19 protein-coding genes are annotated in these 20,444 nt (G+C 61.1%); 7 read left to right on the top strand and 12 right to left on the bottom strand.

Features of this window, described 5'->3' with window-relative positions:
• Window positions 1-23: 23 nt before the first annotated feature.
• Window positions 24-245: a cold-shock protein gene (locus tag HU724_RS25980; protein WP_186568920.1), complete on the bottom strand. Its 222-nt coding sequence runs from the start codon at window positions 243-245 to the stop codon at window positions 24-26.
• 38 nt (window positions 246-283) lie between these two features.
• Window positions 284-538: a hypothetical protein gene (locus HU724_RS25975; protein ID WP_189691476.1), complete on the bottom strand. Its 255-nt coding sequence runs from the start codon at window positions 536-538 to the stop codon at window positions 284-286.
• 223 nt (window positions 539-761) lie between these two features.
• Here HU724_RS25975 and HU724_RS25970 point away from each other — a divergent pair, with 223 nt between their 5' ends.
• The gene (locus tag HU724_RS25970) at window positions 762-1,325 is read left to right on the top strand and encodes a DUF2780 domain-containing protein (RefSeq protein WP_186568919.1); all 564 of its coding nucleotides are present in this window, start codon (window positions 762-764) and stop codon (window positions 1,323-1,325) included.
• A 1-nt stretch (window position 1,326) separates the two neighbouring features.
• Here the strand turns inward: HU724_RS25970 and yihG are convergent, their stop codons facing one another.
• On the bottom strand, window positions 1,327-2,214 hold the full coding sequence (gene yihG, locus HU724_RS25965) for a 1-acylglycerol-3-phosphate O-acyltransferase, YihG family (protein ID WP_186568918.1): 888 nt from the start codon (window positions 2,212-2,214) through the stop codon (window positions 1,327-1,329).
• Between the two features lie 258 nt (window positions 2,215-2,472).
• Here yihG and rloA2 point away from each other — a divergent pair, with 258 nt between their 5' ends.
• The 4 genes from rloA2 to creD all read left to right on the top strand — a co-directional run bounded on the left by rloA2 (window position 2,473) and on the right by creD (window position 6,648).
• Window positions 2,473-2,979: a retropepsin-like aspartic peptidase RloA2 gene (gene rloA2 / locus HU724_RS25960; protein ID WP_125925481.1), complete on the top strand. Its 507-nt coding sequence runs from the start codon at window positions 2,473-2,475 to the stop codon at window positions 2,977-2,979.
• Window positions 2,980-3,048: 69 nt separating this feature from the next.
• A complete protein-coding gene (creB, locus tag HU724_RS25955; protein WP_186568917.1) occupies window positions 3,049-3,729 on the top strand; it encodes a two-component system response regulator CreB in 681 nt (226 codons plus the stop codon).
• Complete coding sequence (creC, locus tag HU724_RS25950) at window positions 3,729-5,147, top strand: two-component system sensor histidine kinase CreC (protein WP_186568916.1); 1,419 nt, start codon at window positions 3,729-3,731, stop codon at window positions 5,145-5,147. Before creB ends, creC begins: the two co-directional genes overlap by 1 nt.
• Window positions 5,148-5,280: 133 nt before the next feature.
• Entirely contained in the window at window positions 5,281-6,648 is a 1,368-nt protein-coding gene (gene creD / locus HU724_RS25945) for a cell envelope integrity protein CreD (protein WP_130927170.1), read from the top strand.
• A 199-nt stretch (window positions 6,649-6,847) separates the two neighbouring features.
• Here the strand turns inward: creD and HU724_RS25940 are convergent, their stop codons facing one another.
• The 8 genes from HU724_RS25940 to HU724_RS25905 form a co-directional block, all read right to left on the bottom strand.
• Window positions 6,848-7,477 (bottom strand): glutathione S-transferase, encoded by a 630-nt coding sequence (locus tag HU724_RS25940; RefSeq protein WP_186568915.1) that lies wholly within the window; start codon window positions 7,475-7,477, stop codon window positions 6,848-6,850.
• Window positions 7,478-7,640: 163 nt separating this feature from the next.
• Complete coding sequence (locus HU724_RS25935) at window positions 7,641-7,820, bottom strand: hypothetical protein (RefSeq protein WP_016772844.1); 180 nt, start codon at window positions 7,818-7,820, stop codon at window positions 7,641-7,643.
• Window positions 7,817-8,947 carry a PepSY-associated TM helix domain-containing protein gene (locus tag HU724_RS25930; RefSeq protein ID WP_186568914.1) on the bottom strand — a complete coding sequence of 377 codons (1,131 nt, stop codon included), beginning with the start codon at window positions 8,945-8,947 and terminating at the stop codon, window positions 7,817-7,819. Before HU724_RS25930 ends, HU724_RS25935 begins: the two co-directional genes overlap by 4 nt.
• Window positions 8,948-9,021: 74 nt before the next feature.
• Complete coding sequence (locus HU724_RS25925; protein ID WP_186568913.1) at window positions 9,022-11,448, bottom strand: TonB-dependent siderophore receptor; 2,427 nt, start codon at window positions 11,446-11,448, stop codon at window positions 9,022-9,024.
• A 204-nt stretch (window positions 11,449-11,652) separates the two neighbouring features.
• On the bottom strand, window positions 11,653-12,627 hold the full coding sequence (locus HU724_RS25920) for a FecR domain-containing protein (protein ID WP_186568912.1): 975 nt from the start codon (window positions 12,625-12,627) through the stop codon (window positions 11,653-11,655).
• The gene (locus tag HU724_RS25915; protein ID WP_189691481.1) at window positions 12,624-13,100 is read right to left on the bottom strand and encodes an RNA polymerase sigma factor; all 477 of its coding nucleotides are present in this window, start codon (window positions 13,098-13,100) and stop codon (window positions 12,624-12,626) included. Before HU724_RS25915 ends, HU724_RS25920 begins: the two co-directional genes overlap by 4 nt.
• A 204-nt stretch (window positions 13,101-13,304) precedes the next feature.
• Entirely contained in the window at window positions 13,305-14,012 is a 708-nt protein-coding gene (locus HU724_RS25910) for a 3'-5' exonuclease (protein WP_186568910.1), read from the bottom strand.
• Entirely contained in the window at window positions 14,009-15,943 is a 1,935-nt protein-coding gene (locus HU724_RS25905; protein ID WP_437180345.1) for a putative nucleotidyltransferase substrate binding domain-containing protein, read from the bottom strand. Before HU724_RS25905 ends, HU724_RS25910 begins: the two co-directional genes overlap by 4 nt.
• 255 nt (window positions 15,944-16,198) lie before the next feature.
• On the opposite strand from HU724_RS25905, the gene HU724_RS25900 reads away from it, so the two are divergent.
• Window positions 16,199-16,645, top strand: coding sequence for a response regulator (locus tag HU724_RS25900; protein WP_016772851.1), 447 nt, complete (start codon window positions 16,199-16,201; stop codon window positions 16,643-16,645).
• A gap of 265 nt (window positions 16,646-16,910) precedes the next feature.
• Here the strand turns inward: HU724_RS25900 and HU724_RS25895 are convergent, their stop codons facing one another.
• On the bottom strand, window positions 16,911-19,088 hold the full coding sequence (locus HU724_RS25895) for a malate synthase G (protein WP_122699674.1): 2,178 nt from the start codon (window positions 19,086-19,088) through the stop codon (window positions 16,911-16,913).
• Between the two features lie 623 nt (window positions 19,089-19,711).
• Between HU724_RS25895 and HU724_RS25890 the strand changes: the two genes are divergently transcribed.
• Window positions 19,712-20,230 carry a glycine cleavage system transcriptional repressor gene (locus HU724_RS25890; protein WP_016772854.1) on the top strand — a complete coding sequence of 173 codons (519 nt, stop codon included), beginning with the start codon at window positions 19,712-19,714 and terminating at the stop codon, window positions 20,228-20,230.
• Window positions 20,231-20,444 lie beyond the last annotated feature (214 nt).

Genomic DNA, 20,444 nt, shown 5'->3' with positions numbered 1-20,444 from the left:
CGCCGTTTTGTTTGGTTTATGGCTCATGCAGGGCGGACTTGTGCTGCCTGGAGGCCTTTCTGCCCTTGCTCAGCTATGAAGGAAACGGCTTGCCCTTCTTTCAGTGATTTAAAGCCATCACTTTCAATAGCTTTGAAATGTACAAAAAGATCGTCGCCTCCAACCTGAGGAGTAATGAAGCCGAAGCCCTTTTCATCGTTAAACCATTTAACCGTACCGTTTTCTCTTTGGCCTGTGATGCGCATGGTCGTGCTTCCTATTTCGCTTTGAATAATGGTTCACATCAGAACCGGGGATTGACGGTTCTCTTGTCGCGAACCAATCGAACGTTGATTGCGTATTGCTGCCCTGTATCGCTTTTTATCACTTCATAACTGACCCTTCGTCCGGCCTTGATTTTTCCAATGATGGGGTCGTCCGGATCAACGCAAAAGATGATTGCTGCGGGTTGAGCAATCACTTCCTTTGCAGCGCCTTTGGACGGTCCCTTCACTGGCGCGATGATCGAGTCGTCGCGGTCTGACAATCGCTTCTCCATCGCAGCACCTCCCTCAGAATGATCCGCGGCAAACTTGTCTCGAATTCAAATCTAAACAACTTGAATTCAGCAGGTAACTGTCAGGTTTGACAGTTTTTAGAATCGTTTTGGAATAGCCTGAATCTCGATTTGGAATGACCGGAACATGCCGCCAGATCCCCGGTCAAACCGGCAGTTTCGTCGCCGTTGTCCGGTGGCAGCTTTTCCCCAAGAGGATGTCTGAATGAAGATTTCACGCGGTATTGTCCTGGCATCGCTCCTGACCCTGGCCGGCGGGCCGGTGTTTGCCGGTTTCAGTCTGAACGACGTGGCCGGTGCGGTAGCGGGGATGCAGGGTGGTGACAAGGCGGCCGCTGCGGCGCCGACCTCGGAGACTGCTGGTTTGTTGAGTGCGCTGAGTGCGCTGGACGTCACGCCGGAGCAGGCCGTTGGCGGTACCAGTGCGATGCTCGGGCTGGCGAAGAATCAGTTGAGCAGCACCGACTATTCGCAACTGGCCAAGGAAGTGCCGGGTATCGACAAACTGTCCGGTGGCAGCGGCAATCTGGCGGCGCTGGGCGCGTTGCTCGGTTCGTCCGGCAAATCCGCTGGCCTTGAAAATGCGCTGGGCAATGTCAAAGACACTAACGACCTCAACAACGCGTTCAGCGCGCTGGGCATGGACAGTGGCATGATCGGCCAGTTTGCCCCGGTGCTCCTGCAATACCTCGGTCAGCAGGGTGTCGGCGGTTCGCTGCTGAGCAGCCTCGGCAGCATCTGGGGCACCGGCACCGGCACCGGCACTTGAGTCAGCCGCGCTCGTTGCGCAGCTCGACGATGCGCTGATCCTTCTCGGTCCAGAGCTGGTTGACCCAGTTCTGGACGCGCTGGCGAAACGCCGGATCTTTCTCGTAATCGCCCTGCCACAGCGCCGGGTCAAGTTCGCGGGTCCTGATGTCGATGATCACTCGCGGCACGTTGCCGCTGATCAGGCCCCAGAAGCCCGGGATTTTTTCCTGCGGATACACCACCGTCACATCGAGCATCGCGTCGAGCTGTTCGCCCATCGCCGCCAGCACGAACGCCACGCCGCCGGCCTTGGGTTTGAGCAAGTGGTTGAACGGTGATTCCTGCTGGGTGCTTTTCGCCAGGGTATAGCGCGTGCCTTCCAGATAATTCACCACCGTCACCGGTTGGCGCTTGAACAGCTCGCACGCCGCTTTGGTGATTTCCAGATCCTTGCCCGCCAGCTCGGGGTTCTTCGCCAGAAAGGCTTTGGTGTAGCGCTTCATGAACGGGTAATCCAGCGCCCACCACGCCAAGCCCAGGAACGGCACCCAGATCAGCTCTTTCTTCAGAAAGAACTTGAAGAACGGCGTGCGCCGGTTGAGGGTCTGGATCAGTGCCGGAATGTCGACCCACGATTGATGGTTGCTGACCACCAGATAGGACGTGTCGCGGCGCAGATCGTCGCCGCCGCGAATGTCCCACTGCGTCGGGATGCACAGCTGGAAGATCAGCTTGTCGATCTCGGCCCAGGTCTCGGCAATCCACATCACCGCCCCCGACGCGTAATCACGCCAGCGCCCGGGTGCAACCAGCTTGAGCAGGGCGAACACCATCAACGGCCCGATCAGGATCAGGGTGTTGAGCAACAGCAGCAGGGTAACGAAACAGCCGGTGAGCAGGCGGCGCATAAGCAACTCTATGAAGTGGCAGGGGCGAGCCATGATAAGCAGCTTCGCGCAGCAGGCCAAATCGGCGCTGACGAATGTTTCACTTCAGTCCCGTTAACCTGATCGTTCCCACGCTCTGCGTGGTAACGCCGCCCGGGACGCTCCGCGTCCCCTGTGACGCAGAGCGTCACTGGATGCATTCCCACGCAGAGCGTGGGAACGATCAACCGCGCGACGGTCTAAAATGCCGTTGCCCAACCTCCCAAGGAAGCCCCTTACGTGAAATCCCTCCTTGCTCTGTTTGCCCTCGTCGCGCTGCCGGTCATGGCCGCCGAGCCGACGCTGTACGGTCGCTACGAATACATCGCGCTGCCGGAAATCGGTGGCGAAGTGCTCAAGGCCAAGATGGACACCGGTGCGCTGACCGCCTCGCTGTCGGCCAAGGACATCGAGACCTTCACCCGCGACGGCGAAGACTGGGTACGTTTCCGCCTCGCCACCAAGGACGCCAGCAACAAGGTTTTCGAGCACAAGGTCGCGCGCATCAGCAAGATCAAAAGCCGTTCCGACGAGGACGATGATGAGCGCGACAGCAGCGATGTCGCCAAGCGCCCGGTGGTCGATCTAGAACTGTGCCTGGGCAACGTCAAGCGCACCGTCGAGGTCAACCTGACCGACCGCAGCCACTTCAACTATCCGCTGCTGATCGGCGCCAAGGCTTTGCGTGAGTTCGGCGCGGCGGTCAACCCGGCGCGGCGTTACACCGCCGACAAGCCTGACTGCTAAGTGGTCTGATTGACGTAACCCCGGGCTTGGGGCACCGTTCGCGCACTAACTGCCACGGGCTCGGACGCCATGCCGCACATCCTGATTGTCGAAGACGAAGCGGCAATTGCCGACACACTGATTTTTGCCTTGCAGGGCGAGGGGTTCAGCACCACGTGGCTGAACCTCGGCGCGGCGGCGTTGGAGCATCAGCGGCAATCCCCGGCCGACCTGATCATTCTCGATATCGGTTTGCCGGACATCAGTGGCTTCGAAACCTGCAAGCAATTGCGGCGCTTCACGGAAGTGCCGGTGCTGTTTCTCAGCGCCCGCGACGCCGAAATCGACCGCGTGGTGGGTCTGGAGATCGGTGCCGACGATTACGTGGTCAAGCCGTTCAGCCCGCGTGAAGTGGCGGCGCGGGTCAAAGCCATCCTCAAACGCATGGCGCCGCGCGCAACCCTGGAAGCAGGCTCAACGCTGTTTCGCATCGATGCCGAACGCGTGCAGATCAGCTATCGCGGCCAGCCGCTGAGCCTGACCCGCCATGAATTCCGCTTGTTGCAATGCCTGCTCGAACAACCTGAGCGAGTGTTCAGCCGCGAGCAATTGCTCGATGCGCTGGGCGTAGCGGCCGATGCCGGTTACGAGCGCAGCATCGACAGCCACATCAAAAGCCTGCGCGCCAAGTTGCGCCTGGTGCGCGCCGAGGCCGAGCCGATCCAGACCCATCGCGGCCTCGGTTACAGCTATAGCCCGGGGCACAGCTGATGTCGCTGGGGCTGCGGATCTTTCTGGTGTATGTGCTGTTTGTCGGCCTGACCGGTTATTTCGTCCTCAACACGGTGATGGAAGAAATTCGCCCCGGCGTGCGTCAGTCCACCGAAGAGACGCTGGTCGACACCGCCAACCTGATGGCAGAAATCCTGCGCGACGATTTCAAGGCCGGCACCCTCAGCGAGAACCGCTGGCCGCAATTGCTCCGCGCCTATGGCGAGCGGCAGCCGAAAGCGACCATCTGGGGCTTGCCGAAAAACCAGGTCAACCACCGCATCTACGTCACCGACGCCAAGGGCATCGTTGTGCTCGACTCCAGCGGCGTCGCGATCGGCCAGGATTATTCGCGCTGGAACGACGTCTATCTGACCCTGCGCGGCGAGTACGGCGCGCGCTCCAGCCGCAGTGATCCTGACGATCCGAGCTCTTCAGTGATGCACGTCGGCGCGCCGATCCGCGACAACGGCAAGATTATCGGCGTGGTCACCGTGGCCAAGCCCAACAGTTCGCTACAACCCTACGTCGATCGCACCGAGCGGCGCTTGCTGTTTTACGGCGCCGGACTGATCGGCCTCGGTCTGCTCTTCGGCGCCTTGCTCTCATGGTGGCTGAGTCGTGCGCTGCATCGTTTGACCGGTTATGCCCAGGCGGTGAGCGAAGGCCGGCGCGTGGAAGTGCCGCACTATCGCGGCGGCGAACTGGAGCAACTGGCCACAGCGGTTGAGCAGATGCGCACCCAGCTCGAAGGCAAGGCCTACGTCGAGCGCTACGTGCACACCCTGACCCATGAATTGAAAAGTCCGCTGGCGGCGATTCGGGGCGCGGCGGAGTTGCTGCAAAGTGATATGCCGGCCGTCCAGCGTTTGCGCTTTGTCAGCAACATCGACAGCGAAAGCGCGCGGATGCAGCAGTTGATCGAGCGCCTGCTCAACCTGGCGCAAGTCGAACAACGCCAAGGGCTGGAAGAACGGGTGGCAGTGCCGCTGGCGCTGTTGGTCGCAGAACTGTTCCAGGCGCAGGCCGCGCGAATCGAGGGCAAACAACTGCGCGTCGAGCAAGCGATCGGCGAGGATCTGCTGTTGATTGGCGAGCCGTTTCTGCTGCGCCAGGCGTTGGGCAATCTGCTGGAAAACGCACTCGATTTCACCCCGACGTCGGGGCTGTTGCGCTTGAGCGCCGAACGGGTTGGCGAGCAGATCGAGTTCCGCCTGTTCAACCAGACCACGCCGATTCCCGATTACGCCTTGCCACGCCTGACCGAACGCTTCTACTCGTTGCCGCGCCCGGACAGCGGACGCAAGAGCACCGGGCTGGGGCTGAACTTCGTTGAAGAGGTGGTCAAGTTGCATGACGGGGTGATGCGCATTGGCAATGTCGAGGGCGGGGTTGAGGTGGTATTGCGCTTGCCGTGAGACCCAGTCGCGGCCTTCGCGAGCAGGCTCGCTCCCACAGGGGAATGCATTCTCCACACAATCTCCATATTCCCACCACACTGCCACCACAGCGCATCAGCAGACTCCCCCCATCCAAAACAGGGAGAGTCCCATGAACAAGAATCTGACCATCAAACTCGGCGCGATTGCTTTGTTGATCCTGCTGTTGCTGATCCCGTTGTTGATGATCGACGGCATCATCGATGAGCGTCAGCAACTGCGCGACGGTGTGCTCGAAGACATCGCGCGCAGTTCCAGTTACAGCCAGCAGCTGACCGGGCCGGTGATGGTAGTGCCGTATCGCAAGGTGGTGCGCACCTGGAAAACCAACGAGAAAACCAACAAGCGCTACGAAGAAGTCAGCGAAGCGCGCGGGCGTCTGTACTTTCTGCCGGAGCGTTTCGAGCTCGACGGGCAAGTACAAACCGAACTGCGCAAACGCGGCATTTACGAGGCGCGGCTGTTTCACGCCGACAACCGTATCGACGGGCATTTTTCCCTGCCGGCGCAGCTGGGTATCAAGGAAAATTTTGCCGATTATCAATTCGACGCGCCGTTCCTCGCTGTTGGTATCAGCGACATTCGCGGCATCGAAAACGCGCTGAAACTCGAGCTCGCCGGCCAGCAACTTGACTTCGTGCCCGGCAGCGAAGTGGCCTGGATCGGTGAGGGCGTACACGTGACCCTGCCGGCGCTCGACGCCAGCAAAGCCACGCAGTTGACCTTCGGCTTCGACCTGCGTCTGCAGGGCACCGGCTCGCTGCGCGTGGTGCCGGTGGGCAAGACCAGCAGTGTCAGCCTCGCCGCCAACTGGCCGCACCCCAGCTTCGTCGGCAACTTCCTGCCGGCCAAGCGCGAGATCAACGATCAGGGTTTCAGCGCCGACTGGCAGACCTCGTTTTTCTCCACCAACCTGCAAGAGGCGATGGAGCGCTGCGTCGCTGGCGACTGTGATGCACTCAACGGGCGCAGCTTCGGCGTCAGCTTCATCGATCCGGTGGATCAGTACCTCAAGAGCGATCGGGCGATCAAATATGCGCTGCTGTTCATCGTCCTGACATTCGCCGGTTTCTTCCTCTTCGAAGTGCTGAAAAGCCTGGCGGTGCACCCGGTGCAATATGCCCTGGTCGGTGTTGCGCTGGCGTTCTTTTACCTGCTGCTGCTGTCGCTGTCGGAACACATCGGATTTGCGCTGGCGTATCTGTTGTCGGCGAGTGGCTGCGTGTTGTTGATCGGTTTCTATGTCAGCCACGTCCTGCGCAGCGCGCGGCATGGCTTGAGTTTTTCGGCCGGGCTGGCGGCGCTGTATGGCCTGCTGTACGGATTGCTCAGCGCCGAGGATTACGCGCTGTTGATGGGCTCGCTGATGCTGTTCGGTCTGCTCGGGGTGTTCATGGTGCTGACCCGCAAACTGGACTGGTACGGGATTGGTTTGAAGCCGGCCAGGCCGCTGGAGTTTGATGTGGAGGCGATGCAATGAGCGGGTTGAGGGCTGAGCGCAGGGAAGTGGCGGTTCTGCTGACGCTGATTGTTGCAGCGCTGCCGCCAGAACCGAGGTGGTGCCATCGCTGGCAAGCCAGCTCCCACAGGATATATGCCGACACACAGGTCAGCGGACTGTCCCGATTCAATGTGGGAGCTGGCTTGCCAGCGATGGGGGCAGATCAGGCGCCGCAGAATCAGGACTTGGGCATCGTCGCCACCATGGACGGTCGCTGACTCACCTCGAAATACCAGTTGGCCAGTTGCGGATTGGCTGCACGCCAGTCCATGTCCGGGAAACGCAGGTCCAGATAGCCCAGCGCGCAGGCCACGCTGATCGCCGCAACATCGAAATGGCTGGTCAGCTCGGCAATCGCTTCCTTCTCAAGCACAGCGAGGGCGCGGCGGATCTTGTCGCGCTGAGCGTCGAGCCATTCGTCCCAGTGTTTTTCCACCGGGCGCAGCACGGTTTCATAACGCACCATCACCGAGGCATCCATGATCCCGTCGGCCATCGACGCCAGGGTCAGGCGCCGCCAGCGCGCCGCACCTTCACGGGGGATCAGCGGATTGCCGACATGTTGCTGGTCGAGGTACTCGAGGATGACGCGGCTGTCATGAATGACATTGCCATCGGCCAGGCGCAGGGCGGGGATCTTGCTCAACGGGTTGTCGGCGATCAGCTCCGGGTTCGGGCTGACCGGGCTGAGCACACAATCCTGCAGCGCGACACGATCCTGCTGACCGGTTTCGTGCAGCAGCACCATGACTTTGCGGACAAAGGGCGACAGGGTGTTGTGGTACAGGGTCATGCTGGGGGCGGACATGGGCAAGGTCTCGATCAGGACAATGATCGGGCAGCATAGCCTGCTCGAGTCCGGCGCAGAACCCATGTGGGAGCGAGCCTGCTCGCGAAGGCGTCGTGACAGTCGACTTTGATGTTGAATGTCTGGGCGCTTTCGCGAGCAGGCTCGCTCCCACAAGGGATTCTCAGCTTCGCGGCAGAAAACCTCTTATCGCCAGAAATGCCGGCACACCAAGCCCGACCCAGCTCAAGGCATCCCAGATTCCATCCCCCAGCAACGCCGCAAACAGCCCCGCCGCACTGAGCAGCGCGATCACGATCGGTGTGCTGAAAACTTTCCAGAAACTCGACTGACGCGGCTTCATGCCGAGGCCTCCGCCGCTTCCAATACAGGCTTGGCCGCCTTGCGCCGCACTACCCAAAGATAAACGCCACTGGCCAGCACGATGATCGTCAGCACATCCAGCGTCGCCCAGAGAATCTTCATCGGCATGCCGCCGTAGTCACCAAAGTGCAGCGGCTGCGACATGCCCATGGCGTCCATGTACCACGGCCGTTCGGCCACGGCGGTGACCTGCAAGGTCGTGGCGTCGATCAGCACCGGCGTCAGCAGGTGCGAAGTCAGGTGCGTGCCGCCCTTCATGAACACCGAATAATGGTGCTCGCTGGAAAAACGGGTGCCGGGGAAGGCGATGAAATCCGGCTTCATCCCCGGTGCGACTTCCTCGGCGATGTCGAGCAGCCGCGTAGCCGGGGCCAGTTGGGTCAGCGGCGGCGCATCGCGATACGGCGCGATCAGCGTGGTCAACGCGTCGTTGCGCCACGCAGCGATGAGCAGGTCGGCGCAGGCGCTGATCACCCCGGTCACGCCCACCACCAGGCACCAGGTCAAAGTGACGACGCCGATCAGGTTGTGCAGATCGAGCCAGCGCAGCCGCGTGGATTTGTCCTGACGCACGGTGCCAAATTTCAAGCGGCGCATGAATGGCAGGTACAGCACCGTGCCGGAGATGATCGCCACGACAAACAACAGACCCATGAACGCCAGCAGCAGCTTGCCCGGCAGCCCGGCGAACATGTCGACGTGCAGGCGCAGGATGAACAGCATCAAGCCACCGTTGGCCGAAGGGGTTTCCAGCGCTTCACCGGTGCGCGCATCGAGCATGAAAGTGTGCGAAGAGTTCGGCTCGGTGTCGGCAGTCTTGGCCATGATCGCGAACGCCGCGTTCGGCTCTTCGTCGTCATAACCGAAGTACTGCATGACTTCGCCCGGGCGATGTTTCTGCGCGGCATCGACCAGTTGCTGCAGATCGAGTTGCGGCGTGTCGGCCGGCATCTCGCGCAGTTCCGGGGCGTTGCCCAGCGCGTGATCAATCTCGTGGCTGAAAATCAGCGGCAGACCGGTCAGCGCCAGCATCAGCAGGAACACGGTGCAGATCAGGCTGGTCCAGGTGTGGATGAACGACCAGCGGCGGATGGTTTTACTTTTCATTGCATGACCTTCAAAAACACCAAAGCCGTCCGGTACGGACGGCCTGGGAACAGGGCCTGGTTCAGCTCACTGGCTTACCACTTGTAGGTGGCGCTGGCGACGACACTGCGCTGGTCGCCGTAGTAGCAGTAGAAGCTGTCGCAGGTGGAAATGTAGTCCTTGTCGAACAGGTTGGTCGCGTTCACCGCCAGCGATGCACCTTTGAGACTGTTGTCCAGACGGCCGAGATCATAATGCACGCTGGCGTCGAACACGGTGTAGGCGTCAGCCTTGCCCAGCCAGGTGTTGGCCTTGTCGCCGTAGGTGTTGCCGGTGTAGCGCACGCCGGCACCGATACCGAAACCGTCGAGCACGCCGGCGTGCCAGGTGTAGTCGGTCCACAGCGAGGCTTGTTGGTTGGGCATCAGTTGCAGGCGGTTGCCCTTGTCGACGCCTTTCTGCACTTCGGACTTGGCCAGGGTGTAGGCGGCGATGACTTTGAGGTTGTCGGTCACATCCGACACCGCTTCGAGCTCAAGGCCTTTGACCTTCACTTCGCCGGTCTGGCTGGTCACTGAAACGTTATTGACGAAGGTGTTCACCGCGACGTTCTTCTGGGTCAGGTCATACACGGCGGCGGTCAGCAGGGTCTTGCTGCCCGGAGGCTGGTATTTGATGCCCAGTTCCCACTGCTTGCCTTCGGTCGGCTTGAGCGAGCCGGTCGAGGTGGCATCGGCGCCCGTGGTCGGCTGGAACGATTCGGCGTAGGACAGGTACGGCACGAAGCCGTTGTCGAAGACGTAACTGAGCGCCGCGTTGCCGCTGAATTTCTTGTCGCGCTGGGTGTTGGTGGCGTCGCTCTGGTTGATGAATTGGGTGCTGGTGTGGACCCAGTCTTCACGGCCGCCGAGGGTCAGGCGCCACTGGTCGAGAGCCATTTGGTCCTGCACGTAGAGACCGGTCTGGTAGGTCTTCTGGTTGTAGTCGTAAAACGCGGTGGAGCGTGCTGGACGTATGATCGGCTGGCCGTAGATCGGGTTGATGACGTTGGTTTGCAGACCATCGCCAAAGATCGAGGTGTAGTTGGTGTTGCTGCGCTGGTGATCCAGACCCAGCAGCAAGGTGTGGCGAATCTCACCCGTGGCGAAGTCGGCCTGGAAGTTGTTGTCCACGGCAAACTGGCTGATGTCTTCGTCGACGCTGGTGCTGGTGCGGCCGACGTTGCCTTCTGCATCCACGGTGGTGAACGGATAGGAACCAGGGGTCAGCGACTGGAACGACAGGTCCGACTTGGTGTAGCGCAGGTTCTGTTTGAACTGCCAGACATCGTTCAATCGATGTTCGAAGGCATAACCCAGCGCGTAGTAGGTGCGGTCGTAGTATTCCCAATCCGGATCGCCGAGATTCTTGTGATGGGAAATATCACCGAGCGGCGATTTGATCTTCGTGCCCTGGATCGGCAGAAACTGGCTGGTGATGCCGGTGTCGTCGCGGGTGAACTGGCTCAGCAGAGTGAGTTTGGTGTCGTCATCGATGTTCCAGGTCAGGCTCGGCGCGATGTTGTAGCGCTTGTTGTCGACGTGGTCGACCTGGGTGCCGCTGTCGCGCACCACGCCGCTGAGGCCATAGAGAAACTGCCCGGCCTCATCGATCTTGCCGGTGCTGGCGAAGTTGATCTGGCGGTGGTTGTCGCTGCCGTATTGCAGCTGGATTTCGCTGCTGGCCTCCGCGCTCGGGCGGCGGCTGACCATGTCGAGCAAACCGCCCGGCGGGGTCTGACCGTACACCGACGAGGCCGGACCGCGGAGCAGGGCGAGGCGGTCGAGGTTCCAGGTTTCCTGTTTCGGGTTGGCGTACACGCCTTTGGGCAGCGGCAGGCCATCGAGGAACTGGGTCGGTTCGAAACCGCGCACGCGCAGCCAGTCGGCGCGGGTGTCGCTGCCGTAGCTGCTGGCGGTGATGCCCGGCATGTAGCGCACCGCGTCGTCGAGGCTGTGCACGCTGCGGTCGTCCATCTGCTGGCGGGTCGCCACCGAAATCGATCGCGGTGCTTCGACCAGGGCGGTGTCGGTCTTGGTGCCGGCGGCGGTGCGAGTCGCGGTGTAGCCTTCGACCGGGCCCCAGGCGCTTTCGAAGTTTTCCACGCCGATGACCGAAGTTTCCGGCAGGGCCAGCGTGCCTTCCGGCACGGCCACCAGGGTGTAAGTGCCGGCGCTGCTCTGTTCCAGCTGCAGACCGGTGCCGCGCAAAGCCGCGCGCAGGGCACCGGCGGCGTCGTACTGGCCGTTGACCGGCGCCGAGGTTTTGCCGGCGGCCAGCGCAGGATTGAGCGACAGGGCGAGGCCGCCCTGGCTGGCGATCTGGTTCAGGGTGGTCGACAGCGGCGCCGCCGGCAGGTTGTAGGCGCGCACGCTGGACGCTTGCTCAGCGGCGAGCAACGGACTGCTGATCAGCGGCGTGCCGAAAGCGATGGCAAAAGCCAGCAGACTGGGGCGCAACAAGGTGTCTGGCGAACGGGACATACGGCGGCTCCTGAATGGAAATATTTCTCAATTGCCTGTGTGCCGGACGAGATTGGAAAAGTGATAGGGCTGGGTGGAAATTCTTTTTGGCAGGAAATGGTTGTGCGGCTGATGGCGCCTTCGCGAGCAGGCTCGCTCCCACAGGTGATCGCATTCCAATGTGGGAGCGAGCCTGCTCGCGAAGACGGTTTTCCTGCCGGCGCATTACTCAGGCTTGGTATCAGCCTTCGCCACGGTGACCCAATACGGTGTATGCCGCTCGATCTGCACCGGCAAGGTCGGCAGCAAAGCGCTCAGGGCCTTGTCGGTGTCATGCAATGGAAAGCTGCCGGTAATGCGCAGATCGGCCACTTCCGGCGCCACGCCCAGATGGCCACGACGATAGCGCCCGAGCTCATGCACCAGATCGCCCAGTCGCGCGTTGTCCACCACCAGCATGCCGCGCGTCCAGGCATCGGCGCCGGGGGCGAGGGCGGCAATCGAGTCCAGCCCGTCACTGCGCAGCAACACCTGCTGGCCTTCGCGCAGAATCTGTTCTTGCGGGTTGGCCTGGGAATGTGCCGCCACCGCTGACTGCAACACGCTCAGGCGTGTGCCATCGTCCTCGCGCTTGACCAGAAACCGCGTGCCCAGCGCGCGCATGCTGCCTTCGCGGGTTTCGACGATAAACGGCCGCACGTCGCCATGCCCGGTCTCGACGAGAATTTCGCCTTCCTGCAACACAATCAAGCGGCGCTCGTCATCGAAGCGTACGTCGACCGCGCTGTGGGTATTGAGGTTGAGCAGAGTGCCGTCGGACAGGCGCACGGTGCGTTGTTCGCCGGTGGCGGTACGCTGATCGGCGAGCCAGTAATCCAGCGGCAGATAGCGCTCGCTGACAAACAGCCCCAGACCGATGATCACCACGACACTGGCCAGCCCGCTGCCGAGTTTGCGCACGCGCCGGCGAATGCCTTCGCGCGATTGCAGCAACGCACTTCGGGCCGGGCCTTTGGCGACGCTGAAACGCTGATCGAGCATGCCCAACTGACGCCAGGCGCGGGCATGTTCTTCATGGGCCGCGTGCCACTTGGCGAATTCCTCGCGCTCCAGTGCGGTGCTCGAATCGAGGGTCAATTGCCAGGCAATCGCCGCGTCCAGCACATGCGCCGGCACCGGGCGCGAACTGGCCGCCGTCATGTCGGCTCACCGTACAGGGCGATGTAGCACTGGCGCAGGCCTTGGGCCAGATACTGCCGCACGCGCGGCACCGAGACGCCGAGTTTGTCTGCGATTTCGGCGTGGCTGAGGCCGTCGAGGCGGTTATACAGAAAGGCTGCGCGGGCCTTGGTCGACAACTTGCCGAGCAGGCGATCGATGGCTTTGAGGTCGTCGAGGATCATTTGCTGTTCTTCCACCGACGGCTGCTCGTCTTCGGGGATCAGCATCAGTTCGGTGAGGTAGGCCTGTTCCAGCGCGGCGCGGCGGAAGTAGTCGAACAACAGGCCTTTGGCGATCGCCACCAGAAACGCCCGAGGTTCGCGCGGCGTCAGCAATTCGTCGCGGTTGAGCAGGCGCACGAACGTGTCCTGGCTCAGGTCCTCAGCACGCTGCGGACACGCCACATTGCGCCGCAACCACGCCAGCAGCCAACCGCGATGGTCGCGATACATCGCACCGACGAGCTCATTGTGGGGGTTGGGCACTGACGACACCGGACATCACCGATTGGGAAATGTTAACTAACGAGAATAGTTCGCGATTCTGGCAGAGGTGGGAATGGTTAGCAATTGGCCACTGGTCAGGTGATCTGACGCAACGCGTTGCCTTGTGGGAGCGAGCCTGCTCGCGAAGGCGGCTGGAGAGGTGCCGAAAAGCTAAAAGGACGGCGCCTGCTGCCTGCGCTTCCACTGACTCAACCGCTGCTGCAGCTGCAACGGACTGTAAATCTGCTGCGCCCGCGCGCGGCTGAACAGAATCAACGCCAACTCCGCCGTGGCCAGCGCATCGGCACTCGCGTTATGCCGCTCGAACACTTCGAGCCGGAACCACTCGATCCACTCATCCAGCCCCGCCTCGCGGATCTGCGCCTGCGGACACAGAAACGGCGCGATGTCCGCCACATCCAGAAACACATGCTGCAGCTTATGCCCCAAGTGTTCTTTCACTGCGCGCCCGAGCATGTGCTGATCGAACGGCGCATGAAACGCCAGCACCGGGCTGTCGCCGATGAACTCCAGCAACTCCAGCAACGCTTCCGCCGGGTCGCTGCCTGCGGCAATCGCATTCGGCCCCAAGCCATGAATCAGCACGCTGGGGCTGAGCTTCAATTCGCGGCATTGCAAGGTGCGTTCGAACTGCTGACGGAAATCGATCGCGCCGTCCTCGATCACCACCGCGCCGATCGACAGAACCCGATCCTTGCTCATATTCAGGCCGGTGGTTTCCAGGTCCAGCACCACCCAGCGCTGCTCGCGCAGGCTGCATTCGCTCAGCTCGGCAAGCGCCGGCAGCTTCGCCAGCCGCTGCTGCAAATCCGCCGACACCACGGGGCTGGCCGGGCGCAGCCAGGAGAACAGGCTCATAGCTGATACCGCAAGGTCAGGCTGCTTTGCAGGCGCTGCGCCTGGCGCAGGGATTCGCGCAGGATGCGCCGGTCGAGATGATTGAGGCTGTCGGGATCGACGCGGTTGGAGTACGGCTGGTTCTCCCGGGTCTGCAACTGATGCTGCTGCATCCGCGTTTGTTGAATGAAGTGATAGGCCTCTTCATACGCCGCGCCGTCGAGCGGCTCGATGACCTCTTTATCGACCAATTGGCGAAAGCGTTCGAGGGTGTTGTTGGCGTCGATGCCGTTGGCCAGCGCCAATAGACGGGCGCCGTCCACGAACGGCGTCAGGCCCTGGATCTTCAGATCCAGCGTGGCCTTCTCGCCGTTCTTGCGGGCCAGCACGAATTCACGGAAGCGCCCAACGGGAGGGCGATTGCGCAGGGCATTTTCGGCCAGCATGCGCTGGAACAGACGATTGTCACCGACCTGATCGAGGATGCCCCGGCGCAATTGCTCGCAGCCTTGCTCATCGCCCCAGACCACGCGCAGGTCGAAATAGATGCTCGAACCCAGCAGGTTCTCCGGCGTGGCTTCGCGGATGAATGCGGCAAAGCGCCGTGCCCATTCGGCCCGCGACAGACACAGCTCGGGATTGCCGGCCATGATGTTGCCCTTGCACAGGGTAAAGCCGCACTGCGCCAGGCTCTGGTTGATCTGCTGGGCAATCGGCAGCAGCTTGCCGCGTATCTCCGCCGCGTGCGCGGCATCGCGGGCATCGAACAGGATGCCGTTGTCTTGATCGGTGTGCAGCGTCTGCTCGCGTCGGCCTTCGCTGCCGAAACACAGCCAGCTGAACGGCACACCCGGGTCGCCCTTTTCGGCGAGGGTCAGTTCGATCACCCGACACACCGTGTGATCGTTAAGCAGGGTGATGATGTGAGTGATCTGCGTCGACGACGCGCCGTGGGCGAGCATGCGTTCGACCAGTTGGCCGATCTCGCCGCGCAAGGTCACCAGTTGTTCGACCCGTTGCGCGCTGCGGATGGTCCGGGCGAGGTGCACCAGATCGACCCGTTGCAGGGAGAACAGATCACGCTCGGACACCACGCCGCACAAGCGCTGATCCTTGACCAGACAGACGTGAGCAATGTGCCGCTCGGTCATGGCGATCGCCGCATCGAAGGCACTGTGATCCGGCGACAGATAAAACGGTGATCGAGTCATGTGCTGTTCGATGGCGTCGCTGAAATCACCGACACCTTCGGCGACCACATGGCGCAAATCGCGCAGGGTGAAAATCCCCAGCGGCGCCTTGTGCTCATCCACCGCGACGATGCTGCCGACCTGTTGCTCGTGCATCAGCTTCACCGCTTCACGTAGCGGCGTCTCGGCGCTGCAAGTCACCGGATGACGCATCGCAAGTTCACCGAGACGGGTGTTCAGCGAGTATTGGGTGCCGAGGGTCTCAACGGCTTTTTGCTGGACTTGCTGGTTGACCTGATCGAGCAGGCTGCTGACCCCGCGCAAAGCGAAATCGCGGAAGGCGCTGGAAAGGGCGAACAGTTTGATGAACGCCAGTTTGTTCAGTTGCAGGCAGAAGGTGTCTTCGCCCGCCAGGTGCTCGGTGCGTGTGGCGCGTTCACCGAGCAGCGCGGCCAGCGGAAAGCATTCGCCGGTGGTGATTTCGAAGGTGGTCTCGGTGCCGGGCTTGGTGATGTGCTGGCGTTCGCCGACCACTCGCCCCTGTTTGACGATATGAAAGTGTTCCACCGGGCCGTCGGCCGGTTTGATGATGCTTTCGCCCTGGGCAAAAAAACGCAGCTGACATTGCTCCACCAGATAGGCGAGGTGGGCATGTTCCATCTGATTGAAGGGCGGGAAGCGCTGGAGGAATTGCAGGGTGCCCTGAATGTTCTGCAACACCGCGGTTTTCCCTGCCTGGGTGAAGGCGTCCGCTTTGCTCATAACCATTACCGCAGTCTTTTTCGAATTGTTGTTGTCGGATCGTTGCAGCCATGGTCGACCCCCGCGGGCAGGGTGCCCATTGGACGTAAGTCTAGGTTTTGCCACCATTGGCCAATTTTCGGAAATAACCTACGCAAAAGCTCGGAAAAGCTTGCGCTAGCCACTTGGAAAAAATTCCGACGAAGTGCACATTGAAGCGCTGTCCGGTGATGTCTGACGACTTGCCAGGGATTGTTTGAACATTTAGAGAGCGCCATGTCCGACCACGATATTTTGAGCGACGCCGAGCGGGAAGCGCTCAGCGCAGTGATGCTCGAACCTGATCTGCCGCCGCAGCGTGTCCTGATCGTCGACGACGACAAGGACGCCCGCGAGTTGTTGTCGGAGATTCTCGCGCTGGACGGCATTCGCTGCATGACCGCAGCCAGCGGTGAAACCGCGCTGAAAATGCTCGATGAAAAGCCTTCGATCGGCCTGGTCATTACCGACCTGCGCATGGGCAATGTCGATGGCCTCGAGCTGATTCGCCAGGTGCGTGAATCGGTACGGGCAGCGATGCCGATCATCATCGTCTCCGGCGATGCCGACGTGAAAGATGCGATCGAAGCGATGCACTTGAGCGTGGTGGATTTTCTGCTCAAGCCGATTGATACGGGGAAGCTGCTTGAGTTGGTGAAACACGAATTGGGCATCGAGCCCTAGAAGCCCCTCACCCTAACCCTCTCCCGGAGGGAGAGGGGACTGACCGCGGTGTATATTCGTGGTACACCGACCTGAGACTGCTCAGTCGAACTCCGGTTCTGAAAAGCCCAAAGATCGGCTCCCTTTCCCCCTCGCCACCTTGGGGGAGAGGGCTGGGGTGAGGGGGATGGATCTCAAGCCCGCCACAACAATCCAATCCACCTCAAAAACAAAAAGGCCCTGATCTCTCGATCAGGGCCTTTTTCATTTCCAGCGTCAGCGCAAATTACAGACCATTCGCGGCCTTGAACTCACGACGACGACGGTGCAGCACCGGCTCGGTGTAGCCGTTCGGTTGCTTGGTGCCTTCAATGACCAGTTCGACCGCTGCCTGGAAGGCAATGTTGCTGTCGAAGTCCGGTGCCAGCGGGCGATACAGCGGGTCGTTGGCGTTCTGGCGGTCAACCACCGGCGCCATGCGCTTGAGGCTTTCCATCACTTGCTCTTGGCTGACGATACCGTGGCGCAGCCAGTTGGCGATGTGCTGGCTGGAGATACGCAGCGTCGCACGGTCCTCCATCAAGCCGACGTCGTTGATGTCCGGCACTTTCGAACAGCCGACACCCTGGTCGATCCAGCGCACCACGTAACCGAGAATGCCCTGGGCGTTGTTGTCCAGCTCGTTCTTGATCTGCTCTGGCGTCCAGCTTGGGTTCACTGCCAGTGGAATGGTCAGGATGTCGTCCACCGAGGCGCGCGCACGTTTGGCCAGTTCAGCCTGACGCGCAAACACGTCAACCTTGTGGTAGTGCAGCGCGTGCAGCGCAGCGGCGGTTGGAGAAGGGACCCAGGCAGTGTTGGCGCCGGCCAGTGGGTGGGCGATTTTCTGTTCGAGCATCGCCGCCATCAGGTCGGGCATGGCCCACATGCCTTTACCGATTTGCGCACGACCTTGCAGGCCGGTGCTCAGGCCGATATCGACGTTCCAGTTCTCGTAGGCGCCGATCCACTTCTCGGCCTTCATGTCAGCCTTGCGCACCACTGGACCGGCCTCCATGGAGGTGTGGATTTCGTCGCCAGTGCGGTCGAGGAAACCGGTGTTGATGAACACCACGCGCTCGCTGGCCGCCTTGATGCAAGCCTTGAGGTTGACCGTGGTGCGGCGCTCCTCGTCCATGATCCCGACTTTCAGGGTGTTGCGCGGCAGGCGCAGGACGTCTTCGATGCGCCCGAACAGCTCGTTGGTGAACGCCGCTTCTTCCGGGCCGTGCATTTTCGGTTTGACGATGTACACCGAACCGGTGCGGGTATTGCGCCGCGAGGTGTTGCCGTTGAGGTTGTGCATTGCTGCCAGGCAAGTCACCAGACCGTCGAGGATGCCTTCCGGCACTTCGTTGCCTTGGCTGTCGAGGATCGCATCGATGGTCATCAGATGGCCGACGTTGCGCACGAACAACAGCGAACGACCGTGCAGGGTCACTTCACCGCCGTTGGGCGCGGTGTAGGTGCGATCCGGGTTCATGGTGCGGGTGAAGGTCTGGCCGCCCTTGGACACGGATTCCGCGAGGTCGCCCTTCATCAGGCCGAGCCAGTTGCGGTAGATCACCACTTTGTCGTCGGCATCGACGGCGGCCACGGAGTCTTCGCAGTCCATGATCGTGGTCAGCGCCGCTTCCATGAGAATGTCTTTGACCCCGGCGGCATCGGTCTGGCCGACTGGAGTGCTGGCATCGATCTGGATTTCGAAGTGCAGGCCGTTGTGCTTGAGCAGCACCGCGATCGGTGCGTTGGCGTCGCCCTGGAAACCGATCAACTGAGCGTCATCGCGCAGGCCGCTGTTGCTGCCGCCCTTGAGCGTCACGACCAGTTTGCCGTCAGCGATCTTGTAGCCGGTCGAATCGACGTGGGAGCCGGCGGCCAGTGGTGCGGCTTCGTCGAGGAAAGCACGGGCGAAAGCGATGACTTTGTCGCCACGCACCTTGTTGTAGCCTTTGCCTTTTTCCGCGCCGCCGTCTTCGCTGATCGCGTCGGTGCCGTAGAGAGCGTCGTACAGCGAACCCCAGCGGGCGTTCGAGGCGTTGAGCGCAAAGCGCGCATTCATCACCGGCACGACCAGTTGCGGGCCGGCGGTGCGGGCGATTTCATCGTCGACGTTTTGCGTCGTCGCCTGGAAATCAGCCGCTTCTGGCAGCAGATAACCGATCTCTTGCAGGAAAGCTTTATAGGCCACGGCGTCATGCGCCTGGCCGGCATGCTGCTGATGCCAGGCATCGATGCGCGCCTGGAAGTCATCGCGTTTGGCGAGTAGGGCTTTGTTCTTCGGCGCCAGGTCGTGAATGACCTTGTCGGCACCTTCCCAGAATTGTTCGGCGGTGAGGCCGGTACCGGGAATGGCTTCGTTGTTCACGAAGTCGAACAGGACTTTGGCGACCTGCAGGCCACCGACTTGAACGTGTTCAGTCATTGCTTGCCTCACTCTGCTCAGCTATTTCGCTTTTCAGCTCGTCAATTTAACAATGAAGCTTCTGGCCATTTAAACCACAAACCTGCGGACCAGTACATGCCATTGCTGGCGGCTGGGCTAGGACCAATCAACGGCTTGGAGGCCTTGCTGACGGGGCTTTCAGGGTTGCGAAGGGCCTTAGGCAGACATCGATCCAGCGTTATGTAGTGCGCGCTGCGGCATACTACATGATGAGTTGCGCTTGTGAAAATCAGACTAATTACGTCGTTCTGCGACCTCATGACGCATTGCGGTCACGTCGCGGAACGGGATGTTCTCAAAAAAGCATTGGATTGTTCCAGTTAAATATCGAAAGTTGTACACATAATTACTGTGGGCCTGCTAGGGAGCAATTCGGGTGTAACCATTTGTGGCGAGGGGATTTATCCCCGTTGGGTGGCGAAGCCGCCCCCTGCGGTCCGGCTGGCAGACCCAATTGGCAGGACTCACGACTGCTGCGCAGCCGGACGGGGATAAATCCCCTCGCCACAGGTCATCATCTGCCAACACTGGGTCAGGCTGAATCAATCCGCTTGCCTATACTTGCCCTTCGATAACAAAAGTCATGACAAGAGGGCTGCGCCATGGACCATCTCGTACTCACCGTTTTCGCCCCGGACAAGCCCGGGCAGGTCGAGCGCATCGCCCAATGCATTGCCGAGCACGGCGGCAACTGGCTGGAAAGCCGCATGTCACGCATGGCCGGGCAGTTCGCCGGGATTCTGCGCGTGGGCGTGCCGGCGGAGGCTTACGACGAACTGGTCGATGCCCTGCAAGCGTTGTCGGCACATGGCATTCGCGTGTTGATTGCTGAAAGTGGAGTGGAGCAGTCCTGCACCTGGAAACCGATCGCCATGGAGCTGGTCGGCAATGACCGGCCGGGTATCGTCCGCGATATCACTCGGCTGTTGAGCGAGCAGGGTGTGAATCTGGAGCGGCTGGTGACGGAAGTGCGCCCGGCGCCAATGAGCAGCGAGCCGCTGTTTCACGCCGAGGCGATTCTGGCGGTGCCGCTGACCTTGTCGCTCGACGTTCTGCAGGCGCGCCTGGAAACCCTGGCCGATGATCTGATGGTCGAACTGGTGTTACGCACAGAGGTTTAAGCGCAGACATGGTTATTCAGGTTTAACGTGCACCTGCCTGTGGATAACCTGTAGAGACAGACCGCCACGCCACGCCGGCCGTGGCTTTGCGCCCGTTGATCAAAAAACCGCCAACATTCAGTGACTTGCGCACAAACGGCGGGGATCACGCTGTGGATAAGCTTGGGAAGGAACGATGCAGGCCACGAGAACCGTGGCCTGCGGAGGTTTGTGC

The organism is Pseudomonas iranensis, from assembly GCF_014268585.2.
Classification (GTDB): domain Bacteria; phylum Pseudomonadota; class Gammaproteobacteria; order Pseudomonadales; family Pseudomonadaceae; genus Aquipseudomonas; species Aquipseudomonas iranensis.
Note: the sequence above shows the minus strand (reverse complement) of the source record. Positions and strands in the feature narration are given on the sequence as shown.

Excerpts from the sequence above, each read along its gene's own strand:
- HU724_RS25970 (WP_186568919.1), top strand. The coding sequence starts at position 762 with ATGAAGATTTCACGCGGTATTGTCCTGGCATCGCTCCTGACCCTGGCC.
- HU724_RS25895 (WP_122699674.1), bottom strand. The coding sequence starts at position 19,088 with ATGACTGAACACGTTCAAGTCGGTGGCCTGCAGGTCGCCAAAGTCCTG.
- HU724_RS25910 (WP_186568910.1), bottom strand. The coding sequence starts at position 14,012 with ATGAGCCTGTTCTCCTGGCTGCGCCCGGCCAGCCCCGTGGTGTCGGCG.
- HU724_RS25935 (WP_016772844.1), bottom strand. The coding sequence starts at position 7,820 with ATGAAGCCGCGTCAGTCGAGTTTCTGGAAAGTTTTCAGCACACCGATC.
- HU724_RS25905 (WP_437180345.1), bottom strand. The coding sequence starts at position 15,943 with ATGAGCAAAGCGGACGCCTTCACCCAGGCAGGGAAAACCGCGGTGTTG.
- HU724_RS25975 (WP_189691476.1), bottom strand. The coding sequence starts at position 538 with ATGGAGAAGCGATTGTCAGACCGCGACGACTCGATCATCGCGCCAGTG.
- creB (WP_186568917.1), top strand. The coding sequence starts at position 3,049 with ATGCCGCACATCCTGATTGTCGAAGACGAAGCGGCAATTGCCGACACA.
- HU724_RS25890 (WP_016772854.1), top strand. The coding sequence starts at position 19,712 with ATGGACCATCTCGTACTCACCGTTTTCGCCCCGGACAAGCCCGGGCAG.
- yihG (WP_186568918.1), bottom strand. The coding sequence starts at position 2,214 with ATGCGCCGCCTGCTCACCGGCTGTTTCGTTACCCTGCTGCTGTTGCTC.
- creC (WP_186568916.1), top strand. The coding sequence starts at position 3,729 with ATGTCGCTGGGGCTGCGGATCTTTCTGGTGTATGTGCTGTTTGTCGGC.
- HU724_RS25915 (WP_189691481.1), bottom strand. The coding sequence starts at position 13,100 with ATGTATCGCGACCATCGCGGTTGGCTGCTGGCGTGGTTGCGGCGCAAT.
- HU724_RS25925 (WP_186568913.1), bottom strand. The coding sequence starts at position 11,448 with ATGTCCCGTTCGCCAGACACCTTGTTGCGCCCCAGTCTGCTGGCTTTT.
- HU724_RS25920 (WP_186568912.1), bottom strand. The coding sequence starts at position 12,627 with ATGACGGCGGCCAGTTCGCGCCCGGTGCCGGCGCATGTGCTGGACGCG.
- HU724_RS25900 (WP_016772851.1), top strand. The coding sequence starts at position 16,199 with ATGTCCGACCACGATATTTTGAGCGACGCCGAGCGGGAAGCGCTCAGC.
- HU724_RS25930 (WP_186568914.1), bottom strand. The coding sequence starts at position 8,947 with ATGAAAAGTAAAACCATCCGCCGCTGGTCGTTCATCCACACCTGGACC.
- creD (WP_130927170.1), top strand. The coding sequence starts at position 5,281 with ATGAACAAGAATCTGACCATCAAACTCGGCGCGATTGCTTTGTTGATC.
- HU724_RS25980 (WP_186568920.1), bottom strand. The coding sequence starts at position 245 with ATGCGCATCACAGGCCAAAGAGAAAACGGTACGGTTAAATGGTTTAAC.
- HU724_RS25940 (WP_186568915.1), bottom strand. The coding sequence starts at position 7,477 with ATGTCCGCCCCCAGCATGACCCTGTACCACAACACCCTGTCGCCCTTT.